The organism is Pseudomonas sp. B37(2017) (assembly GCF_002112885.1).
Lineage (GTDB): Bacteria > Pseudomonadota > Gammaproteobacteria > Pseudomonadales > Pseudomonadaceae > Aquipseudomonas > Aquipseudomonas paraglycinae.
In genome coordinates this window covers 1-17,718 of the sequence record NZ_NEIX01000020.1, presented here as the reverse complement: position 1 = coordinate 17,718, position 17,718 = coordinate 1, and the positions used below count along the sequence as shown (strand labels likewise).

At 62.0% G+C, this 17,718-nt stretch carries 20 protein-coding genes; 11 read left to right on the top strand and 9 right to left on the bottom strand.

The window, feature by feature from the left end:
* Nucleotides 1-26 precede the first annotated feature (26 nt).
* Nucleotides 27-1,154: a sensor histidine kinase KdpD gene (locus tag CAF90_RS28430; protein ID WP_085609218.1), complete on the top strand. Its 1,128-nt coding sequence runs from the start codon at nt 27-29 to the stop codon at nt 1,152-1,154.
* Between the two features lie 4 nt (nt 1,155-1,158).
* Here CAF90_RS28430 and CAF90_RS28425 read toward each other — a convergent pair whose 3' ends face one another.
* Nucleotides 1,159-1,464, bottom strand: a complete 306-nt coding sequence (locus tag CAF90_RS28425; RefSeq protein ID WP_085609217.1) for a chaperone modulator CbpM — start codon at nt 1,462-1,464, stop codon at nt 1,159-1,161.
* Nucleotides 1,465-1,487: 23 nt separating this feature from the next.
* Nucleotides 1,488-2,438: a DnaJ C-terminal domain-containing protein gene (locus tag CAF90_RS28420; RefSeq protein WP_085609240.1), complete on the bottom strand. Its 951-nt coding sequence runs from the start codon at nt 2,436-2,438 to the stop codon at nt 1,488-1,490.
* Nucleotides 2,439-2,731: 293 nt separating this feature from the next.
* Between CAF90_RS28420 and CAF90_RS28415 the strand changes: the two genes are divergently transcribed.
* Entirely contained in the window at nt 2,732-4,006 is a 1,275-nt protein-coding gene (locus tag CAF90_RS28415; protein ID WP_085609216.1) for an Hsp70 family protein, read from the top strand.
* Between the two features lie 126 nt (nt 4,007-4,132).
* On the opposite strand, the gene CAF90_RS28410 is transcribed toward CAF90_RS28415, so the two are convergent.
* The 3 genes from CAF90_RS28410 to CAF90_RS28400 form a co-directional block, all read right to left on the bottom strand.
* Complete coding sequence (locus CAF90_RS28410; protein WP_007950612.1) at nt 4,133-5,146, bottom strand: AI-2E family transporter; 1,014 nt, start codon at nt 5,144-5,146, stop codon at nt 4,133-4,135.
* Between the two features lie 98 nt (nt 5,147-5,244).
* Complete coding sequence (locus CAF90_RS28405) at nt 5,245-5,550, bottom strand: PsiF family protein (RefSeq protein WP_064379136.1); 306 nt, start codon at nt 5,548-5,550, stop codon at nt 5,245-5,247.
* Nucleotides 5,551-5,613: 63 nt separating this feature from the next.
* Entirely contained in the window at nt 5,614-6,408 is a 795-nt protein-coding gene (locus CAF90_RS28400; RefSeq protein ID WP_085609215.1) for a helix-turn-helix transcriptional regulator, read from the bottom strand.
* Between the two features lie 98 nt (nt 6,409-6,506).
* On the opposite strand from CAF90_RS28400, the gene CAF90_RS28395 reads away from it, so the two are divergent.
* Nucleotides 6,507-7,394, top strand: a complete 888-nt coding sequence (locus CAF90_RS28395; RefSeq protein ID WP_085609214.1) for a DMT family transporter — start codon at nt 6,507-6,509, stop codon at nt 7,392-7,394.
* Between the two features lie 96 nt (nt 7,395-7,490).
* On the opposite strand, the gene CAF90_RS28390 is transcribed toward CAF90_RS28395, so the two are convergent.
* The 3 genes from CAF90_RS28390 to CAF90_RS28380 all read right to left on the bottom strand — a co-directional run bounded on the left by CAF90_RS28390 (nt 7,491) and on the right by CAF90_RS28380 (nt 9,417).
* Nucleotides 7,491-8,381, bottom strand: a complete 891-nt coding sequence (locus CAF90_RS28390) for a triacylglycerol lipase (RefSeq protein ID WP_085609213.1) — start codon at nt 8,379-8,381, stop codon at nt 7,491-7,493.
* A 91-nt stretch (nt 8,382-8,472) separates the two neighbouring features.
* Nucleotides 8,473-8,778: a multidrug efflux SMR transporter gene (locus tag CAF90_RS28385; protein ID WP_007950617.1), complete on the bottom strand. Its 306-nt coding sequence runs from the start codon at nt 8,776-8,778 to the stop codon at nt 8,473-8,475.
* Nucleotides 8,779-9,417, bottom strand: coding sequence for an FMN-dependent NADH-azoreductase (locus tag CAF90_RS28380; protein ID WP_085609212.1), 639 nt, complete (start codon nt 9,415-9,417; stop codon nt 8,779-8,781).
* 119 nt (nt 9,418-9,536) lie between these two features.
* Between CAF90_RS28380 and CAF90_RS28375 the strand changes: the two genes are divergently transcribed.
* Both CAF90_RS28375 and CAF90_RS28370 read left to right on the top strand, forming a co-directional pair.
* A complete protein-coding gene (locus tag CAF90_RS28375) occupies nt 9,537-10,439 on the top strand; it encodes a LysR substrate-binding domain-containing protein (RefSeq protein ID WP_085609211.1) in 903 nt (300 codons plus the stop codon).
* Nucleotides 10,440-10,537: 98 nt separating this feature from the next.
* Nucleotides 10,538-11,068 carry a bacterioferritin gene (locus CAF90_RS28370; RefSeq protein WP_064379129.1) on the top strand — a complete coding sequence of 177 codons (531 nt, stop codon included), beginning with the start codon at nt 10,538-10,540 and terminating at the stop codon, nt 11,066-11,068.
* A 139-nt stretch (nt 11,069-11,207) separates the two neighbouring features.
* On the opposite strand, the gene CAF90_RS28365 is transcribed toward CAF90_RS28370, so the two are convergent.
* Entirely contained in the window at nt 11,208-13,283 is a 2,076-nt protein-coding gene (locus tag CAF90_RS28365) for an AsmA family protein (protein WP_085609210.1), read from the bottom strand.
* A gap of 382 nt (nt 13,284-13,665) precedes the next feature.
* Between CAF90_RS28365 and CAF90_RS28360 the strand changes: the two genes are divergently transcribed.
* The 6 genes from CAF90_RS28360 to CAF90_RS28335 all read left to right on the top strand — a co-directional run bounded on the left by CAF90_RS28360 (nt 13,666) and on the right by CAF90_RS28335 (nt 17,589).
* On the top strand, nt 13,666-14,172 hold the full coding sequence (locus CAF90_RS28360) for a hypothetical protein (RefSeq protein ID WP_085609209.1): 507 nt from the start codon (nt 13,666-13,668) through the stop codon (nt 14,170-14,172).
* A 172-nt stretch (nt 14,173-14,344) separates the two neighbouring features.
* Complete coding sequence (locus tag CAF90_RS28355; protein WP_007950628.1) at nt 14,345-14,977, top strand: TetR family transcriptional regulator; 633 nt, start codon at nt 14,345-14,347, stop codon at nt 14,975-14,977.
* A 203-nt stretch (nt 14,978-15,180) separates the two neighbouring features.
* Nucleotides 15,181-15,681, top strand: coding sequence for an urease accessory protein UreE (gene ureE, locus CAF90_RS28350; protein WP_011332214.1), 501 nt, complete (start codon nt 15,181-15,183; stop codon nt 15,679-15,681).
* Nucleotides 15,678-16,352, top strand: a complete 675-nt coding sequence (locus tag CAF90_RS28345; protein WP_085609208.1) for an urease accessory protein UreF — start codon at nt 15,678-15,680, stop codon at nt 16,350-16,352. Before ureE ends, CAF90_RS28345 begins: the two co-directional genes overlap by 4 nt.
* 22 nt (nt 16,353-16,374) lie before the next feature.
* Nucleotides 16,375-16,989, top strand: coding sequence for an urease accessory protein UreG (gene ureG / locus CAF90_RS28340; RefSeq protein WP_008001031.1), 615 nt, complete (start codon nt 16,375-16,377; stop codon nt 16,987-16,989).
* 27 nt (nt 16,990-17,016) lie between these two features.
* The gene (locus CAF90_RS28335; protein WP_064379124.1) at nt 17,017-17,589 is read left to right on the top strand and encodes a HupE/UreJ family protein; all 573 of its coding nucleotides are present in this window, start codon (nt 17,017-17,019) and stop codon (nt 17,587-17,589) included.
* Nucleotides 17,590-17,718 lie beyond the last annotated feature (129 nt).

Sequence of the window (17,718 nt, the reverse complement as noted above, 5' to 3'; positions counted from 1 at the left end):
CGCCTTGAATTTCCAGGAACCCGGACATGCGTTTATCCGAATTCATCCGGCAACACGCGGATCACATCGTCGAGGAATGGGAACAGTTCGCCAGGACCATCACTCCGGCGGCCGACACCATGGATCGGGCAGCGTTGCGTGATCATGCCCGGGCGATCCTGCTGGCCGCCGCGCGCGACATGGACACCGCACAGACCGCCAGCGAGCAAATCGCCAAGGCCAAGGGCGAAGGCCCGGAGAAAACCCCAAGCCTGGACGAGGCCGGCGCCAGCCATGGCGAGTTGCGGCATACCGTCGGGTTTGATCTGGTGCAGATGACATCGGAATTCCGCCATCTGCGGGCCTGTGTGATTCGCCTTTGGGTCAACAGTCTGGAATCCCCGGACATGGCGTATTTTCAGGACATGATCCGCTTCAACGAAGCCATCGACGAAGCCCTGGCCGAATCGACGGCCGCCTACGCCGAGCAGGTGAACCGCTCGCGGGACATTTTCCTCGCGATCCTCGGTCACGACCTGCGCGCGCCGCTGCAAGCGGTCAGCATGTCCACCGAATTGCTGATGCGCAAAACAGCGCTTGAAGGCGATGCGCTGACCTGTGCGCTGAACATCAAGCAAGGCGCGCGGCACATGGCGGCGATGGTCAGCGACCTGCTGGAACTGGTGCGCAGCCGCCTGGGCAGAAGCCTGCCGATCGAACCGGCACCGATGGACCTGGCCGACGCGGCGCGAGCAGCCATCGCCGAAGCCTGCGCCGGCAATCCGGAATGTGATCCAACACTGAAAACCGAGGGCGACACCCGCGGCGTCTGGGATGCCGGACGGATCGATCAATTGCTGCAAAATCTGATCGGCAATGCCTTGCAGCATGGTTCAGACCCGCGGGAAGTTCTGGTGACGCTGCGGGGCGATTCGGGAAGCGTTCACCTGAGCGTGCAAAACTACGGCAACCCCATCCCCGAAGAGGCCATCGGCACGATTTTCGATCCATTGGTGCGCAGTGCCGACGAAGAACTCGGCCAGCCGTCGACCAGCCTCGGTCTGGGCCTGTTCATCGTCAAGGAAGTGGTGACCGCCCACGGCGGGGCGATCGAAGTCAGTTCAAGCGAAGCCGACGGAACGCTGTTCAGCGTGACGCTGCCCAGACAGGTTTGAAGCGCTACTCGACCACCAGCCGCGCCAGACGCTGACGGAGCATGCGGTTCTCGGCCCGCAGCTCCTGCACTTCTTCCAGCAGGTCCAGCGCCAGGGCGACGCCTTCCCATTCCAGGTCAAGGTCGCGCCGCAGCTTGGCGGCGCGTTTGGCCAGGGCCAGTTCGTAGTCGGTGAAGCGCCATTCCCTGGGCTGCGTGCCCTGAGGTTCGAGGATGCCGTGTTCGACGATTTCGATCACGTAGACGTCCGACAGGTCGGCCGCCTCACAGAATTCTGCCATGTCCAGTTGAACGATCAGGGGGCTGCTCATGATGGGCTACTCCGTCGTCAGTATCAGAAGTTCTCTCGCGGATTGAAGGCGGCCTTCTTCGCCAGCTCCTGCCACAGCGCCTTGACGTCATCGCCGTTGGCTTTCGGCATCACGGCCTTCAGCTGGACGAACAGATAACCGCGCTCGCCGGCCTTATTCTGCAGGCCGTGGCCCTTGGCACGCATGCGCTGACCGTTCTGGCTGCCGGCCGGGACCTTGAGGTTGATCTTGCCGGTCAGGGTCGGCACGGCCACTTCGGCGCCCAGCGCCAGCTCCCAGGGAGCAAGCGGCAAGGTAATGATCAGGTTTTCGCCTTCGACGTCGAATTTCGGGTGCGACGCGAAACGGATGGTCAGGTACAGATCGCCATTGGCGCCGCCACCGATGCCCGGTGCGCCCTGGCCCTTGAGGCGAATACGCTCGCCGTCGGCCACGCCGGCCGGGATCTTCACGTTCAGGCTCTTGCTGGTGTTGCTGACGTGCTGGCCCGAACCGTTGTATTGCGGAACCTGGAAGCTGATCTTTTTCGATTCGTTCGAAAGCGTCTCTTCCAGAAAGATCGGCAGTTCCAGTTCCACGTCTTGCCCTCGCCGTCCGGCGCTGCGGGATTGCCGGCCAGCGCCGCCACCGAAACCGGGGCCGCGATTGCCGAAGATCGAACTGAAGAAGTCCGAGAAGTCACCGGTGTCGCCACCGCCGCCACCAAAGCCGCCACGGCTCTGCCAGCCCGGTGGGCCCTGAAACGGCTGACCGTGCTGGCCGTAACGTCGCAGATCGTCGTATTCGGCGCGTTTGTCAGCGCTTTTCAACGCTTCATAGGCTTCCGAGGCGTCCTTGAACTTGGCCTCGGCGTCTTTTTCCTTGCTGACATCGGGGTGGTATTTGCGCGCCAGCTTGCGATAGGCAGCCTTGATTGCCTTGTCGTCAGCCGTCGGCTCCACGCCGAGTATCTTGTAATAGTCTTTGAAGTCCATCGAAGGAATCACCATCCGTTATCGATTTCGCGCCGATGCCAGCATGCGCCGATTCGCGCAAGGCTGGTTGACCGATCTCAAGGTTGTGACCGGGTGGCGCAGCAGAAGTTTATCGGCAGTGGACGGCGGTTCTTGCGACCGCCGGTATGTCTGCCGGCCCATGCCAGCAAGTTTGGGGCAAAGCGCCGAGTTTCAAGCAAGCTTAGTCGTGAAATAGCAGATGACCGGCCTTCGAATCTGTCGCGCACTGACATACACTGCGCGGCCGTTTTTTTGACCGGAACCGAAAGACCATGAAAGACGCCTCTCCAGCCCGTGCCTGCGGCATCGACTTCGGCACGTCCAACTCCACCGTCGGCTGGCTGCGCCCCGGCATGGAAACGATGATCGCGCTGGAAGACGACAAGATCACCCTGCCGTCGGTGGTCTTTTTCAACATCGAAGAGCGCCGCCCGGTTTACGGCCGTCTGGCGCTGCACGAGTACCTGGAAGGCTACGAAGGCCGGCTGATGCGCTCGCTCAAGAGCCTGCTCGGTTCCAAGCTGATCAAACACGACACCAGCGTCCTCGGCACCGCGATGCCGTTCAAGGACTTGCTCGGGCTGTTCATCGGCCAGCTCAAGAGCCGCGCCGAAGCGGCCGCCGGTCGTGAGTTCGAGCAGGTGGTGCTGGGCCGTCCGGTGTTCTTCGTCGACGACGATCCGCTGGCCGACCAGGAAGCCGAAGACACCCTGGTGGAAGTGGCGCGCAAGCTCGGCTTCAAGGACGTTTCGTTCCAGTACGAGCCGATTGCCGCGGCCTTCGACTACGAGTCGACCATCGAAAAGGAAGAGCTGGTACTGATCGTCGACATCGGCGGTGGTACGTCGGACTTCTCGCTGGTGCGCCTGTCGCCCGAGCGTCGCGGTGTGGATAACCGTCACGATGACATTCTCGCCACCGGCGGCGTGCACATCGGCGGGACCGACTTCGACAAACAGCTGAGCCTGCAAGGCCTGATGCCACTGTTCGGCTACGGCAGCCGCATGAAGAGCGGTGCATTCATGCCGACCAGCCACCACATGAACCTGGCGACCTGGCACACCATCAACTCGGTGTACTCGCAGAAATCGACCCTGGCTCTGGGCAGCATGCGCTACGACATCGAGGACACCGGCGGCATCGACCGTCTGTTCAAGCTGATCGAACAGCGCGCCGGGCACTGGTTGGCGATGGAAGTGGAAGAAACCAAGATTCAGTTGACCCACAACGACAGCCGTCATGTGCCGCTGGACCGCATCGAGTCGGGCCTGAGCGTGGAACTGACCCGGGCGTTGTTCGAATCGGCCATCGAGTCGCAACTCGAGCGCGTGCGCGGCAGCGTCACCCGGTTGCTGGCGGACGCCAATGTGGCGGTGGGTCAGGTTGATACGGTGTTCTTCACCGGTGGCTCGAGCGGTATTCCGGCACTGCGCAACAGCGTCTCGGCGATGCTGCCGAACGCGCGGCATGTTGAAGGGAATATCTTTGGCAGTATCGGTAGCGGTCTGGCGATCGAGGCCATGAAACGCTATGGCTCGGTGAACTGACACCGCACGAAGATCGTTCCCACGCTCTGCGTGGGAATGCAGCCCGGGACGCTCTGCGTCCCAAAGCGGACGCAGAGCGTCCATTGAGGCATTCCCACGCAGAGCGTGGGAACGATCTAGCCTGGATCAAACCATCCCGCCCAGCTTCAACTCACTCTTCAGATACGCGTAATAGATCGGCCCCGCCACCACCCCCGGCAGGCCGAACGCGGCCTCGAACACCAGCATTGCCAGCAGCAACTCCCAGGACTTGGCACTGATCTGCCCGCCGACGATGCGCGCGTTGAGAAAGTATTCCAGCTTGTGGATAAAGATCAGGTAGCCCAGCGCCGCAATCGCCACCCAGATCGACAGCGACAGACCGACGATGGTAATCAGCGTGTTCGACATCAGGTTGCCGATCACCGGCAGCAGACCGAGCAGGAAGGTCAGCACGATCAGGGTCTTGGTCAGCGGCAGCTTGATCCCGAACATCGGCAGGATCACCGCCAGGAAAATCCCGGTGAAGAAGGTGTTGAGCAGGGAAATCTTGATCTGCGCGAACACGATGTTGCGAAACGCCTGAACCAGCAGGTGCAGACGGTCGAACAGCGCGGCCGCCAGCGGCTTGCGCTTGGTGACGTCCGGCACGCGCTGCAAGGCGATGATCGCGCCCAGCACCATGCCGATCAGCAGCGTCACGAACATGTGCGCCGCGTCCTTGCCCACCAGTTGCAGGTCGGACAGGTGTTTGCTCGCCCATTCACCGATGGCCACACGGAACTCGGCGGCACTGGCCGGCAGGTAGCTGTCGAGAAACGGCGGCAGTTGCCCGCGCGCGCGGTCGACCACGCCCATGAATTTATCGAGGGAAGCCCCGGGGTTTTCCGCCTCGTGCAGCAGGAAACTGATGGCCCCGGCAAAGATCAGCGCCAGCACACTCACCACCAGCGTGCCCAGCAGCGCCACCGCCAGCCAGCGCGCGCGCCGGCCTTCGATCAGCCGTTGCAGTTGCGGGGTGAGCATGTTGACCAGTTCGAACACCAGCAAGCCGGCCAGCAGACTGGGCAGCAGACGCAATGGCAACACCAGCAACAGACCGCCGAAAATGATGATGCAACTGACCCAGAACACTACATGACGCTCAGAAAACGTTGGCATACAGCCTCAAAACGAACGGCGTAAAAGGATTGGCAGTCTGCCAGCGATCCGGCGCCGAAGCGAGCGGATGCCCTGCCGCTCGCTGCGATCTGTCGATCTTATTTTTTCTTCAGGCAATCACTCATGAACGTCTTGCGCGCATCACCGGTCAGCGCCTTGGTCTTGGCATCGGCATTACAGGTTTTCATCTTTTCCTGCTGCGGGGTCAGGGCCTTGGCGTCATTGGCCGCCGGCGCTGCCTTGAGGCAGGTGCTCATGAAGGCTTTGCGCTCGTCGCCCTTGAGGCTCTTGGCCGTGGCGTCGGCGTTGCAGGTGGTCATCTTGTTCTGTTGCGCCGTGGCGGCGAAACCCTGGGAGCACAGCAGCAGACCGATCATCAACAAAGGGACACGCAGCATCTTCATGGAGTTTTCTCCTTGGCGCCGCCTCGATGGAGGTGGCCTCTGCTGGAGTGTAGTCAAAGCTTGTTACACCTTCCTAGCCTCAAGATGGCTGCGCCGATACTGCTCCGGGGTACATCCAGCCTGCCGGGCAAACATGGCGATGAAGGCCGAGCCGCTGCTGTAGCCGAGATCAAAAGCGATTTCCTGCACGCTGCGCGCAGACTCCAGCGCCTCGATCGCCGCAAGATAACGCAGCCGCTGACGCCATTCGCCGAAACTCATCCCCAGCTCCCGCACGAATTGCCGGGCCAGGGTGCGCTCGCTGACATGCACCTGCGCCGCCCAGTGCGCCAGCGGCTCGTTGTTGCCGGGCTCGGCCTGCAGGGTTTCGAGGATGGTCAGCAATCCGGGGCTGCTGGCGTAGGGCAGATAGCATTGGTGAACCGGCGCCTGGCGCAATTGATCCACCAACACTTGGGCCAGGCGCTGGTCGGCTTCGAACGCGGGAATCTTCACATCACGGGCGGCGAAGTCCTTGAGGATCGCTTTGAGAATATCGCTGATTGCCAGGGTGCAGGCCTGCGCCGGCAAATCGGAACAGACATCCGGCGCCAGACACACCGCCCGATAGTTGACCGGTTGATGGCTGTAGAAACTGTGCTCCACCTGCGGCGGCACCCACACCGCGTATTGCGGCGGCGACATGAAGCGGCTGCCGTCGACATCCATGTGCAGCACGCCGTGGGCCGCGTACTCCAGCGTGCCCCACGGATGGCGGTGCGGCGCGGCGTATTCATGGGCGTTGAAGTCGGCATAGCGGAAATACACCGCTGACGGCAGTTCGCTGAAATCCAGCAGATCGATGTGTTTACTGTTCATGCTGTCCGGAATCAGGGGCGGGTTGTCCGGTTCGCAGTATAGGCCTGCATCCAGACAGGGGATAATCACCGTTCATCAACGTACTGGTTTCTCCTCCCATGCAATACGCGTTTCCCCTGCTGGCGATTTTCATCTGGGCCGGCAACACCGTGATCAACAAGCTGGCCGTTGGCGCGATCTTCCCCGCCGAGATCGGCTTCTACCGCTGGCTGCTCGCCGGCCTGCTGTTCACGCCGTTCATGCTCAGGAAGGTAATCGCGCACTGGCCGCAGATCCGCCCGAACCTGGGCAAGATTTTCATCCTTGGCGTGCTCGGCATGGCGGTCTATCAGAGCCTGGCGTACTTCGCCGCGACCATGACCAGCGCCACCAACATGGGCATCATCCTGTCGCTGATGCCGTTGATGTCGCTGGCCATGGCGATCATCAGCCTCGGCCAGCGCCTGACCGCCGGTGCGCTGGTCGGTGCGGTGCTGTCATTCGCCGGTGTGCTGGTGGTGGTGTCGTCCGGCAGCCTCGGCGCACTGCTGCAACACGGGGTGAACCTGGGTGACGCGATGATGCTGGTCGCCACCCTCGCCTACGCGATCTACAGCACCCTGCTGAAAAAATGGCAACTGCGCCTGCCGCCGCTGGTGTTGCTGTATTTGCAGGTGCTGGTGGCGGTAGTGGTGCTGTTTCCGCTGTACGTCATGTCGCCGAAAACCGGCCTGACCCTGCAGAACATTCCGCTGGTGCTGTACGCGTGCCTGCTGGCCTCGATGCTCGCGCCGCTGGCCTGGATGCAGGCCGTACAGCGCCTGGGCCCGAGCCGGACCACGTTGTTCTTCAACCTGCTGCCGTTGATCACCGCGCTGATTGCAGCGGTGGTGTTGAAGGAACAACTGGCGATGTATCACCTGGTCGGTGGCTTGCTGACGCTGGGCGGGGTGATTCTTTCCGAGCGCTGGACGACGGTGCTCGGCCGCAAACTCAGCGTCGCCTGATCTGGCCTCTTCGCGAGCAAGCCCGCTCCCACATTTGGAATGCGTTCCCCTGTGGGAGCGGGCTTGCTCGCGAAGAACGATGACGCGGTCTGACTGCTAGACCCCGGCGGCTTTCAACCGCGCGGCATGCTCGACGAACAGCCGCACCGGGTCCGCGCCTTTGCCGACCAGTCCCAGCGACTGGTTGACGATGTCGAAGTGATCCATCGGGTAGTCATCGCCGATGACCGTGCCCAGGTGCGAGCTGTAGCGTCCGACCATGCCATCGCACTGCCCAGGCTCGCGCACAAAGGTCTTGGCAAACAACCGGCAACTGCGATTGGTGCCATCGAACAGGTTGCCACCACGATCGGTCTTGCCCGGCTGCAAGGTGCCGGACCACGAGTAATAACGCACGCCGTTGACCTCTTCCGGCCCGTGCCCGCCCCAGGTATCAGGCAGGCCCTGTGGATAACGCTGATTGAACAGCGCCACGCCTTCAGTGGTCAGGGAATGGTGCGAGGCATGGATATCCACCGGCAGTTTCGGCCCGTGGTAGCCGGTTTCCAGCAGCGCCATCAGCCAGCCGACAAAACGCAACAGCGCCTCGAGGATTCGGCCCTTGGCGCTGTCCGCCGGATAATGCTTCGCCAGATAGTCGGCCAGTTCCGAACCGTGATTGGGCCCGGCCACCGAGGTCACCGATGCCACCAGATCCGGACGCTTGGCCGCCGCATAACGCGCCGTCAGCGAGCCTTGGCTATGGCCGAACAGATTGACCTTGGCCGCACCGGTCTCGCGCAGGATTTCATCGATCAGCGCCAGCAACTGCTCGCCACGCACTTCGGTGGAATTGAGCGGCGACACCTGCACCGCAATCACCGTCGCACCACCCCGGCGCAACGCTTTGATGATCCCGTACCAGTACGGGTACAGCACCAGACGGATGAAACCGAGCATTCCCGGCACCAGCACCAGTGGGTAACGTGTGGCCGAATCTTGCGACATGGGCAAACATCCTTGTGGTCGGTGAGTGGATGCAGGGCCTGCAAAACGCCCGCCAAGCATCCTCCTCGATGATGACAACTCCACGACCAGCCTACTTCAGCCCCACCACCCCCGCCACAATCAGTCCCACCGACAACAACTTCACCAGCGTCAGGCTCTCGCCCAGCAGCGCGAAACCGAGAAACACCGTGCCGAGCGAGCCAATGGCGGTCCAGATCGGATAGGCGATGCTCACCGGCAACTCGCGCATCGCCAGGGTCAGGAAATAGATCCCGCCCACCGCCGCAACCACGGTGATCAGCGACGGCCACAGCCGGGTGAAACCCTCGGCGTACTTCATGCCCATGGCGAAGGTGACCTCGAACCCGGCTGCGATCAGCAGAAACAGCCAGGCCACCTAGAACTCCCGGGCGAGGTCGAGCAAGCGCTGCTCGGCCTCGGCCACCGACACCGCGAAGGTGCGCTCGGCGGACTCCTCGCCCTCGGCCGCGACCACCGTGACGTCGTTGATGCCGATGAAGCCTAGCGCGGTGCGCAACCATGGATCGGCGTGGTTAAGCGCCTCCAGCTCACCACCCGGGCCGAATCCAAAACCTCCGCGACTAGTGACGATCAGCGCCTTCTTGCCGTGCAGCAGCGGCGTGTACTGGGCAATGCCGTTGTCCAGGGTATGGTCGAACGTCAGGCCCAACCGCACGATCTGATCGACCCAGGCCTTGAGGCCGCTGGGTACATTGAAGTTGTACATCGGCGTGGAAATCAGCAGCAGGTCGTGATCGAACAACTCGCCCACCAGTTGATCGCTGAGCGCCAGATCGGCCTGCATCGTCAGCGGCCGAGCCTCGGGCTCCGGGTAAAACGCCGCTGCGACAAACGCTTCATTCACTGCCGGAATCAACGCCCGCCCGACTTCACGGCGAGTGACCTGAGCCTGTGGATGACGGACTTGCCAGGCGCTGAGAAAACTTTCCGCCAGACGACGCGAATGGGAGCGTTCACCGCGTGGGCTGGCATGGATCGCAAGAATCTTGCTCATCTGAATCTCCTTGGGACTAGACTTGAGTGACTGTGTGGCGCCAGATTGCTGCCATTAAGTCGTCGCCTCAAATGAGCAAAAATCAGTCGGGATGAATTGATTTCATCCGTGGAGTTTTCATGTTCGCTGCCTTGCCCCTGACCGCCCTGCGCGCGTTCGAATCAGCCTCGCGCCTGTTGAGCTTCAAGGCGGCCGCCGAAGAACTGGCGGTGACGCCGACGGCGATTTCCCATCAGATCCGCTCGCTGGAGGACTGGCTCGGCGTGGCGCTGTTCGAACGCCTGCCGCGTCAGGTGCGCCTGACCGAGGGCGGCGAGCGGCTGTTTCGCAGCCTGCATGGGGCATTTCTGGAAGTGGCGCAAAGCGTTGATACCCTGCGCCCGCAACGCAGTGGCAGCAGCCTGACGCTGTCGACCACCGCCGCGTTCGCTGCGTTGTGGCTGGTGCCACGTCTGGGACGGTTTTACGCTAAACACCCGAACATCAATGTGCGGCTGGACACCCATTGCGAAGTGATCGACCTGCATCAGGACGCCAGCGTCGATCTGGTGTTGCGCTACAGCCTCGACGATTACCCGAACCTCTACGGGCTGTGCCTGTTCGATGAATCGTTCGGCGTGTACGGCTCGCCGGAACAGGTGGCGCTGGCCGCCCGTCGCACCCCGGCGCTGATCAGCGTGCGCTGGCACAACTCAAAGCTCTACGCCCACGGCTGGGAGTCGTGGTGCGCGCAGTCAGGCGAGAACTGGTTGAATCAGCAACCGGCCGTCCGCGAATACGACGAAGAACATTACGCCCTGCAAGCGGCCATCGCCGGTCAGGGGTTGGTGCTGGCGAGCAACATCCTCGTCTCGGAGAGCGTCGCCAGCGGTCTGCTGGTGCCGTACAAGGGCGAGGTGCAGGTCGACGGCGCCGGTTACAGCGCGCTGTGTGTGCCGGGCCGCGAGCGGCATCCACCGGTGAAAGCGTTTTTTGCCTGGCTGCGTGAAGAGGCGCAGCTTTCCGGGCATGTCCCGCGCTGAATCCGACAAAACTTTTTGCAGCGTTCATCACTCACAACCTGGTAACGATCACGTCAGCAGAACGTGACGCCAATCGGATTAGCCTCCAGGAGACTGAAATGAGTGACCTGCATTTGTCTGATGTTCAAACCCTGCGCGAGCGCGCACGCCAGCACGTGGAAAATGGCGCAGTGACCGAAAGCTACAGCGCCAACCGTGAAGAAGTGCTGCGCCTGCTCAACGAATCGCTGGCCACTGAACTGGTCTGCGTCCTGCGCTACAAGCGCCACTACTTCATGGCCAACGGCCTGAAAGCCAACGTCGCCGCCGACGAGTTCCTCGAGCACGCCACTCAGGAAGCCGAACACGCCGATCGTCTGGCCGAGCGCATCGTGCAACTGGGCGGCGAGCCCGAGTTCAATCCTGACCTGCTGTCGAAGATGTCCCACGCGCAATACGTGGCCGGCAACACCTTGAAGGAAATGGTTTACGAAGACCTGGTGGCCGAACGGATCGCCATCGACAGCTATCGCGAGATCATCCAGTACATCGGTGAAAAGGATCCGACCACGCGCCGGATCTTCGAAGACATCCTGGCTCAGGAAGAAGAGCATGCGGATGACATGGCCGATATCCTGAAAGACCTCTAATCCCCGCTCCCCCGCTGACCGATCGTTCCCACGCTCTGCGTGGGAATGCATCCCGGGACGCTCCGCGTCCCAAGAGCGGACGCAGAGCGTCCATTGCGGCGTTCCCACGCAGAGCGTGGGAACGATCGGGTTGCAGCGATTACTTGGTGGGTTTGACGGTCACCGGCGCCTTGCCCGCCTTCATCTGTTCCAGCAACGGCGCGCACTGATTCGGCTCGCCACCACTCGGCGCCACCAGCGCCAGCAGTCCCGCCGCCGGTGCAGCGATCACGCCCAACGCCACCATCCCCGCCCCGCGCAGAATCAGCGGCACCGCTTTCACCCCGGCATCCGGCTTGATGAACTTGCCACGCACGTACAGCGGCGAACGCAGGGAAATCAGACGCCAGCCCTTGGACTCCGGCGTCACCGTCAGATCCAGTTGCTCGGTGGCCATGTTCGCTGTGCCATCGATGTAGATGATTGCGTTCTCGGTATCGAACACAAACAGCCGCGTACTCGCCAGGCCGGTCTTGATGTCGAAGTCCGCCGCCGCGCAGTTGATCTTCACTTCCTTGTCGCCAAAGATCTTGCCAACCACATAGTTGCCGACGTTGAGCCCGGCCAGTTCCATCAACTCGCGACTGATCGCGCCGTCGTTGATCAGCATCTTCAGATTACCGTTGGCGCCGCCCAGCAGTTTGGCCACCGAGTTGCCGCGTCCGGCAATATCAGCATCGCCGTTGAGCTCGCCGAAACTGGTCTTCATCGGCTCGAAGGTCGGGAACAGCTGTTTGAGCTTAAACTTGCGCGCGGTCAATTTGGCCCGGCCTTCCAGTGGCTCGGTACGACCGTTGAGGCGAATCTGCGCGTCGAGGTTGCCACCGGCCACGCCGAAGCGCAGTGGCTCCAGACTCAGTTCGCCGTCGTTGAGTTTGAGGTGGGTATAGAGGTCGGTGAACGGCAGTTCTTCGCTGTGGACGATGCGTTTGCCGGTGAATTCGACGTCGGCGTCCATGTCGCGCCAGCGCTCGGTCTTGAATTCTTCCACCGGCAACACCTTGTCCGCCGGCTGTTTGCTCTCGCCGCCACGGGCCTTCTGCTTGGCATTGGAGTCGGCACCGATCAGCGGCGCGAGGTCGGCGAACAGCAATTGATTGGACAGCAGCGCGCCACTCAGCTTGGGCCGTGGCTGGCTGGCGACGTAAGCCAGATCACCATGAATGTCGCTGCTGCCGATCTTGCCGTTGAACTGTTCATAGCGAAATTGCGCCCCGCCCGGCTCATGCAGCTTGGCGATCAAATGGCCGTCGGTGGCATAAGGCGGGGTATCCGGCAGGGTCACACCGGTCAGCGGATACAGATTGCCGAGGCTGGCGCCCGCCAGTTTCAGGCGCAGGTCGAGGGCGCCGAGATTCAGCGGATCGGTCAGGGTGCCGGCGAGTTCGACGCTGGTATCGCCGATCTTCGCCTGGGCTTGCAACGGGAACGGTTTGCTCGCGTCCTGCAGGGCCAGCAAGCCGCCGATCTTGCCCTGGCCGGCGAGTTTCTGGCCGTGATACTGGCCGGTGACTTTCAGGCCAAAGGCGTAATCCTGCGGTGCACCGCCCTTGTCCTGTGCGGTTTTCGCCGCTTTGTCGCCGACGATGTCGCTGAACGGAATCGGCTTGCCCAGCGGGTCGATCAGCAGGTCGAGGTTGGTCTTGAGGGTCTGGTCATCGAGGGTGACGTGGCCCTTGTCGAAGCCGATGGCGCCGATGTCGACCACCCAGTTCGACGGCTCGGCATTCGGGTCCTTGGGGTCGAACTTGAAGGTCCAGTTGGCGCGGCCGTCGGCCAGGCGCTGCAATTGCGCGTTGGGTTCGGTCAGGTCGATCCGTGGAATCGTCACCCGCTGCGCCAGCAAAGCCAGTGGCGAAATGCGCAGCTCGACCCGTTTGAGGGTGACCATCTGCGGCTGTTTCGACCAGTCCGGATTGCCCAGCGTCAGGTCCTCGGCCACCACATGCGGCCACGGCACCCAGGCGCGCCAACCACCCTCGTCGAGTTCACGCCGCCAGACCACCGACAGGTTGCCGTTGATGGCGAACGGTCGATGCAGTTCTTCCGAAACTTTGGCGTTGAGCGGCGGTTTGATCCGGTTCCAGTCGAAGAACACGATAATCAACACCAGCACTGCCAGAAGCAGCACGAGGGTGGCGAAGGTCCAGGCGAAGATTTTACGCGTGCGCGTCATTGCACAAAGCTCCTGAAGACGACTGCATCCATTGGCACGACGCAGCTGAAACGACGGGCCGTGATGGCCCTCATGAAATCTGTGACTGACAAACAGCCCGCAGGTTTAATCCAAAGCCCCAGCGAGGGGAAAAAACGGTCGTCATTCTGACCGATCGGTCGATTTGGCGTTACCGGACCCGCACTTTTGCGGGGCGCGAGTGGGTGGAAAATACCCACCGCAGTGCAAAACCGCCCGCCTGAAACGCCCGAGCTAGAGCCTCCCAAGCGAACAATCAATTCTGTTGATTATTACCATTGTGTTTATGAACTTTTATATCGACTTATCGAGAGTAGCATTGCCCTCGTACCCACTTTATCGCCCTCCCAAGGAGCAACCCATCATGAAACGCCAACTTCTGTTCAGTCTTACCCTCTCGATGCTGGCCAGCACCGCTTTCGCCCTGCCAGCTGCCGAACAGGCTACCCCGCAAGTGAAATCCAGCCACTCGGTGTTCAGCCAGACTGTTGACGCTGATGGCTCGGACCGCACTCCACAAGGCCAGACCCTGGCTGAAAACGGTCGCAACCGTCTGGAAGAAAAAGGTCTGGTTCAAGATGGCTATGACAAAACCCCACAAGGTCAAACCGTAGCTGAAGGCGGCCGTGATCGTCTGGAAGAGAAAGGTCTGGTTCAAGACGGTTCGGATCGCACTCCACAAGGTCAAACCCTGGCTTCTGACGGTGGCGACCGTACCCCACAAGGCCAGACTCTGGCTTCTGACGGCGGCGACCGTACCCCACAAGGTCAAACCCTGGCTGCTGACGGCTACGACAAAACCCCACAAGGTCAAACGCTGGCCGAAGGTGGTGGTGACCGTGTGATCGAACGCAACAGCGCTTTGAGCTAAGCCCATGGCGGCCTGGAAAAAAAGCCCAATCTCCGGATTGGGCTTTTGACTTTTTAGCAGCCTGTATAAAGAAGTCGCGATTTCCCGCTTTCATCCCCCCCTGCCGTTCGACGCCGACAAAGCCGATTTGCTAGAGTGCGGCGCTTGTCTTGCCTAAAAACACTCCCTTGCGATGCTGCCCCGCGCCGAACAGAAACAACAGACCCGCAACGCCCTGATGGACGCTGCCCGCCACCTGATGGAAAGCGGCCGAGGATTCGGCAGCCTGAGCCTGCGTGAAGTGACGAAAACCGCCGGCATCGTGCCCACCGGTTTCTACCGGCATTTCGCCGACATGGACGAACTCGGCCTGGTGCTGGTCAGTGAAGTCGGCCAGACCTTCCGCGAAACCATCCGCCTGGTACGCCACAACGAATTTGTCATGGGCGGCATCATCGATGCGTCGGTGCGAATCTTTCTCGATGTGGTCAGCGCCAACCGTTCGCAATTTCTCTTTCTGGCCCGCGAGCAGTACGGCGGATCGTTGCCGGTGCGTCAGGCCATTGGCCGTTTGCGGGAGGACATCAGCTCCGACCTGGCGGCGGACCTGGCCTTGATGCCCAAGCTGCAGCACCTCAATCGCGAGGGCCTGAGCGTGATGGCCGACCTGATCGTCAAATCGGTGTTCGCCACCCTGCCGGACATCATCGACCCGCCCGCCGAAGCCCTGCCCGAGCATCTGACGCCCCAGGCGAAGATCACCCAGCAGTTGCGCTTCATCTTTATCGGGTTGAAGCATTGGCAAGGGCTCGGCAGTACCGAGTGAGAAAGCAAAAAATCGCAGCCTGGAGCTGCGATTTTTTTGCGCCGCAAATTGGTGCATGTAAAAAACTTCATGCACCAAAACACCCCACAATCCTGCAACATCTTGAAACATCCACTAGTCTCCGACAGGGTTTTCCTACGCTTCGTCCGATTGGCAAGCCCCTTGCTCTAGCCTGAGCATCGTCCACTGCTGGAAGCTTTCCGATGCTGGTGATTCATCGCAGAATCGACCCCCAACCCGTCTGGGCCGCCGAGTTGCACCTGACCTTCGAAGCCAGGAGCAAAAGCCGCCTGCGCTGTTTCAGTGCCGAAGGCGAAGACGTCGGACTGTTTCTGGAGCGCGGTCAGCCGCCGCTATATGACGGCGAATGCCTGCAAGCCGAAGATGGCCGGATCGTCCGGGTCTGCGCCCGCCCCGAACAACTGCTGCACGTCACCTGCGCCAACGCCTTTGAACTGACCCGCGCCGCCTATCACCTGGGCAATCGTCATGTGGCGCTGCAAGTCGGTGACGGCTGGTTGCGCCTGCTCGACGATTACGTGCTCAAGGCGATGCTTGAACAACTGGGTGCGCAGGTCGAATCGATCGAAGCGCCGTTCCAGCCGGAACACGGCGCCTACGGTGGCGGCCATCATCATTCGCGGCACGGTGACGAAGACTTCAACTACGCGCCGAAACTCCATCAGTTCGGCGTACGTTTGTGAACCCGGCCTGGGCGCTGCTGCGCCTGGCCAGTCCGCAATTGCCGATTGGCGGCTACAGCTATTCCCAGGGCCTGGAAATGGCTGTGGATAACGGCCGCGTCGACAGCCCGGACCGCGCCCGTCGCTGGATCAGCGATCAATTGCTGCTCAACCTCGCGCGGTTCGAGGCACCCATGCTGCTCGCCCATTGCCAGGCCGCCGCGGATGAAAACTGGGATGAGTTGCGCAACCTCTGCGAAAACCACCGCGCCAGCCGCGAAACCCGCGAACTGCATCTGGAGAGCCGGCAGATGGGCTACTCGTTGCAGCAATTGCTCAACGGCCTGCCCGAACTCGATCAGCCCGCGCGGGATTTTCTCGAACACTGCGCCGAACCGCACCTGGCCCTGTGCTGGGCACTGGCCGCGCGCGCCTGGCAGATCAGCCCGCAGGACGCCCTCGCCGCGTGGCTGTGGAGCTGGCTGGAAAACCAGCTCGCGGTGCTGATGAAAACCCTGCCGCTGGGTCAGCAAGCCGCCCAGCGCCTGACCAGCGAACTGCTGCCGCTGCTGCAACAGGCGCAGCAGGACGCCACCCGAATCAATCCCGAACACCTCGGCAGCGCCGCGTTCGGTCTGTCCCTGGCGTGCATGGCCCATGAGCGCCAGTACAGCCGCCTGTTCCGTTCCTAGGGCCTTTTATCTGGAGAATCACATGAACACACAACCCCTGCGCGTCGGCATCGGCGGCCCGGTCGGTTCCGGCAAGACCGCGTTGACCCTGGCCCTGTGCCTGGCCCTTCGCGAGCGCTACAACCTGGCCGTAGTCACCAACGACATCTACACCCGCGAAGACGCCGACTTTCTGGTGCGCAACGAAGCGTTGGCACCGGAACGCATCATCGGCGTGGAAACCGGTGGCTGCCCGCACACCGCGATCCGCGAAGACGCCTCGATCAACCTCGAAGCCGTGGATCAACTGAACCGCCGCTTTCCGGGGCTGGATCTGATTCTGGTGGAGTCCGGCGGCGACAACCTGTCAGCAACCTTCAGCCCGGAACTGTCCGACCTGACCATCTACGTGATCGACGTTTCGGCCGGCGACAAGCTGCCGCGCAAGGGCGGGCCCGGCATTTGCAAATCCGACCTGCTGGTGATCAACAAGATCGACCTCGCGCCGCTGGTCGGCGCCTCGCTGGAGATGATGAACAGCGACACCCAACGCATGCGCAACGGCAAGCCGTTCGTGTTCAGCAACCAGAAAACCGGTCAGGGCCTGGAAGAAATCATTGCCTTCATCGAACGCCAGGGCCTGCTGACCGCAGCCTGATTCACTGATCAACAAGGAAGCTTATCCATGACACTCAAACGCATTCTCGGCGCCGTCGCACTGCTGCTGACACCGGCCTTGGCCTTCGCCCACCCCGGCCACGGCGACTCTGGCCTGGTGGCCGGCATCAGCCACCCGATCGGCGGCCTCGACCATTTGCTGGCGATGGTGGCCGTCGGTTTGTGGGCGGCGCAGCAGCAAGGCGCGGCGCGCTGGGCGCTGCCGTGCACCTTCGTCGGCACCATGCTGATCGGCGGCCTGCTCGGTTTTGAAGGGCTGGAGTTGCCGGCGCTGGAAAGCGGGATTGCCGCCTCGGTGCTGGCGCTGGGTCTGGCGGTGGCGCTGGCGGTGCGTCCGCCACTGGTGATGGCGGTGGCGGCAACGGCGCTGTTTGCGCTGTTCCATGGCGTGGCCCATGGCCTGGAGCTGCCGGACATGTCGAGCCCTTGGGCGTATGCCGCCGGTTTCGTGGTCGCGACGGCTGCGCTGCATGCGGCGGGTTATGCCGTCGTGCGTTTTCTGCCTCAGGCGGCCGCGCCGCTGGTTCGACTGGCCGGAGCGGCTTCGGCGGTGACCGGCGCGTGGTTGCTGGCCGGTTGAACTCTATCGCCTGATCAGGCCTCTTCGCGAGCAAGCCCGCTTGTGTCTAGGTAAGGGAATAGACTCTGGGGTGAGAGGGGTGAATGGCAAGCTGTGAGTCCGCGGTGCTTTAAGCACGAGTGGGAGCAA

Excerpts from the sequence above, each read along its gene's own strand:
- CAF90_RS28430 (WP_085609218.1), top strand. The coding sequence starts at position 27 with ATGCGTTTATCCGAATTCATCCGGCAACACGCGGATCACATCGTCGAG.
- CAF90_RS28425 (WP_085609217.1), bottom strand. The coding sequence starts at position 1,464 with ATGAGCAGCCCCCTGATCGTTCAACTGGACATGGCAGAATTCTGTGAG.
- CAF90_RS28420 (WP_085609240.1), bottom strand. The coding sequence starts at position 2,438 with ATGGACTTCAAAGACTATTACAAGATACTCGGCGTGGAGCCGACGGCT.
- CAF90_RS28415 (WP_085609216.1), top strand. The coding sequence starts at position 2,732 with ATGAAAGACGCCTCTCCAGCCCGTGCCTGCGGCATCGACTTCGGCACG.
- CAF90_RS28410 (WP_007950612.1), bottom strand. The coding sequence starts at position 5,146 with ATGCCAACGTTTTCTGAGCGTCATGTAGTGTTCTGGGTCAGTTGCATC.
- CAF90_RS28405 (WP_064379136.1), bottom strand. The coding sequence starts at position 5,550 with ATGAAGATGCTGCGTGTCCCTTTGTTGATGATCGGTCTGCTGCTGTGC.
- CAF90_RS28400 (WP_085609215.1), bottom strand. The coding sequence starts at position 6,408 with ATGAACAGTAAACACATCGATCTGCTGGATTTCAGCGAACTGCCGTCA.
- CAF90_RS28395 (WP_085609214.1), top strand. The coding sequence starts at position 6,507 with ATGCAATACGCGTTTCCCCTGCTGGCGATTTTCATCTGGGCCGGCAAC.
- CAF90_RS28390 (WP_085609213.1), bottom strand. The coding sequence starts at position 8,381 with ATGTCGCAAGATTCGGCCACACGTTACCCACTGGTGCTGGTGCCGGGA.
- CAF90_RS28380 (WP_085609212.1), bottom strand. The coding sequence starts at position 9,417 with ATGAGCAAGATTCTTGCGATCCATGCCAGCCCACGCGGTGAACGCTCC.
- CAF90_RS28375 (WP_085609211.1), top strand. The coding sequence starts at position 9,537 with ATGTTCGCTGCCTTGCCCCTGACCGCCCTGCGCGCGTTCGAATCAGCC.
- CAF90_RS28370 (WP_064379129.1), top strand. The coding sequence starts at position 10,538 with ATGAGTGACCTGCATTTGTCTGATGTTCAAACCCTGCGCGAGCGCGCA.
- CAF90_RS28365 (WP_085609210.1), bottom strand. The coding sequence starts at position 13,283 with ATGACGCGCACGCGTAAAATCTTCGCCTGGACCTTCGCCACCCTCGTG.
- CAF90_RS28360 (WP_085609209.1), top strand. The coding sequence starts at position 13,666 with ATGAAACGCCAACTTCTGTTCAGTCTTACCCTCTCGATGCTGGCCAGC.
- CAF90_RS28355 (WP_007950628.1), top strand. The coding sequence starts at position 14,345 with ATGCTGCCCCGCGCCGAACAGAAACAACAGACCCGCAACGCCCTGATG.
- ureE (WP_011332214.1), top strand. The coding sequence starts at position 15,181 with ATGCTGGTGATTCATCGCAGAATCGACCCCCAACCCGTCTGGGCCGCC.
- ureG (WP_008001031.1), top strand. The coding sequence starts at position 16,375 with ATGAACACACAACCCCTGCGCGTCGGCATCGGCGGCCCGGTCGGTTCC.
- CAF90_RS28335 (WP_064379124.1), top strand. The coding sequence starts at position 17,017 with ATGACACTCAAACGCATTCTCGGCGCCGTCGCACTGCTGCTGACACCG.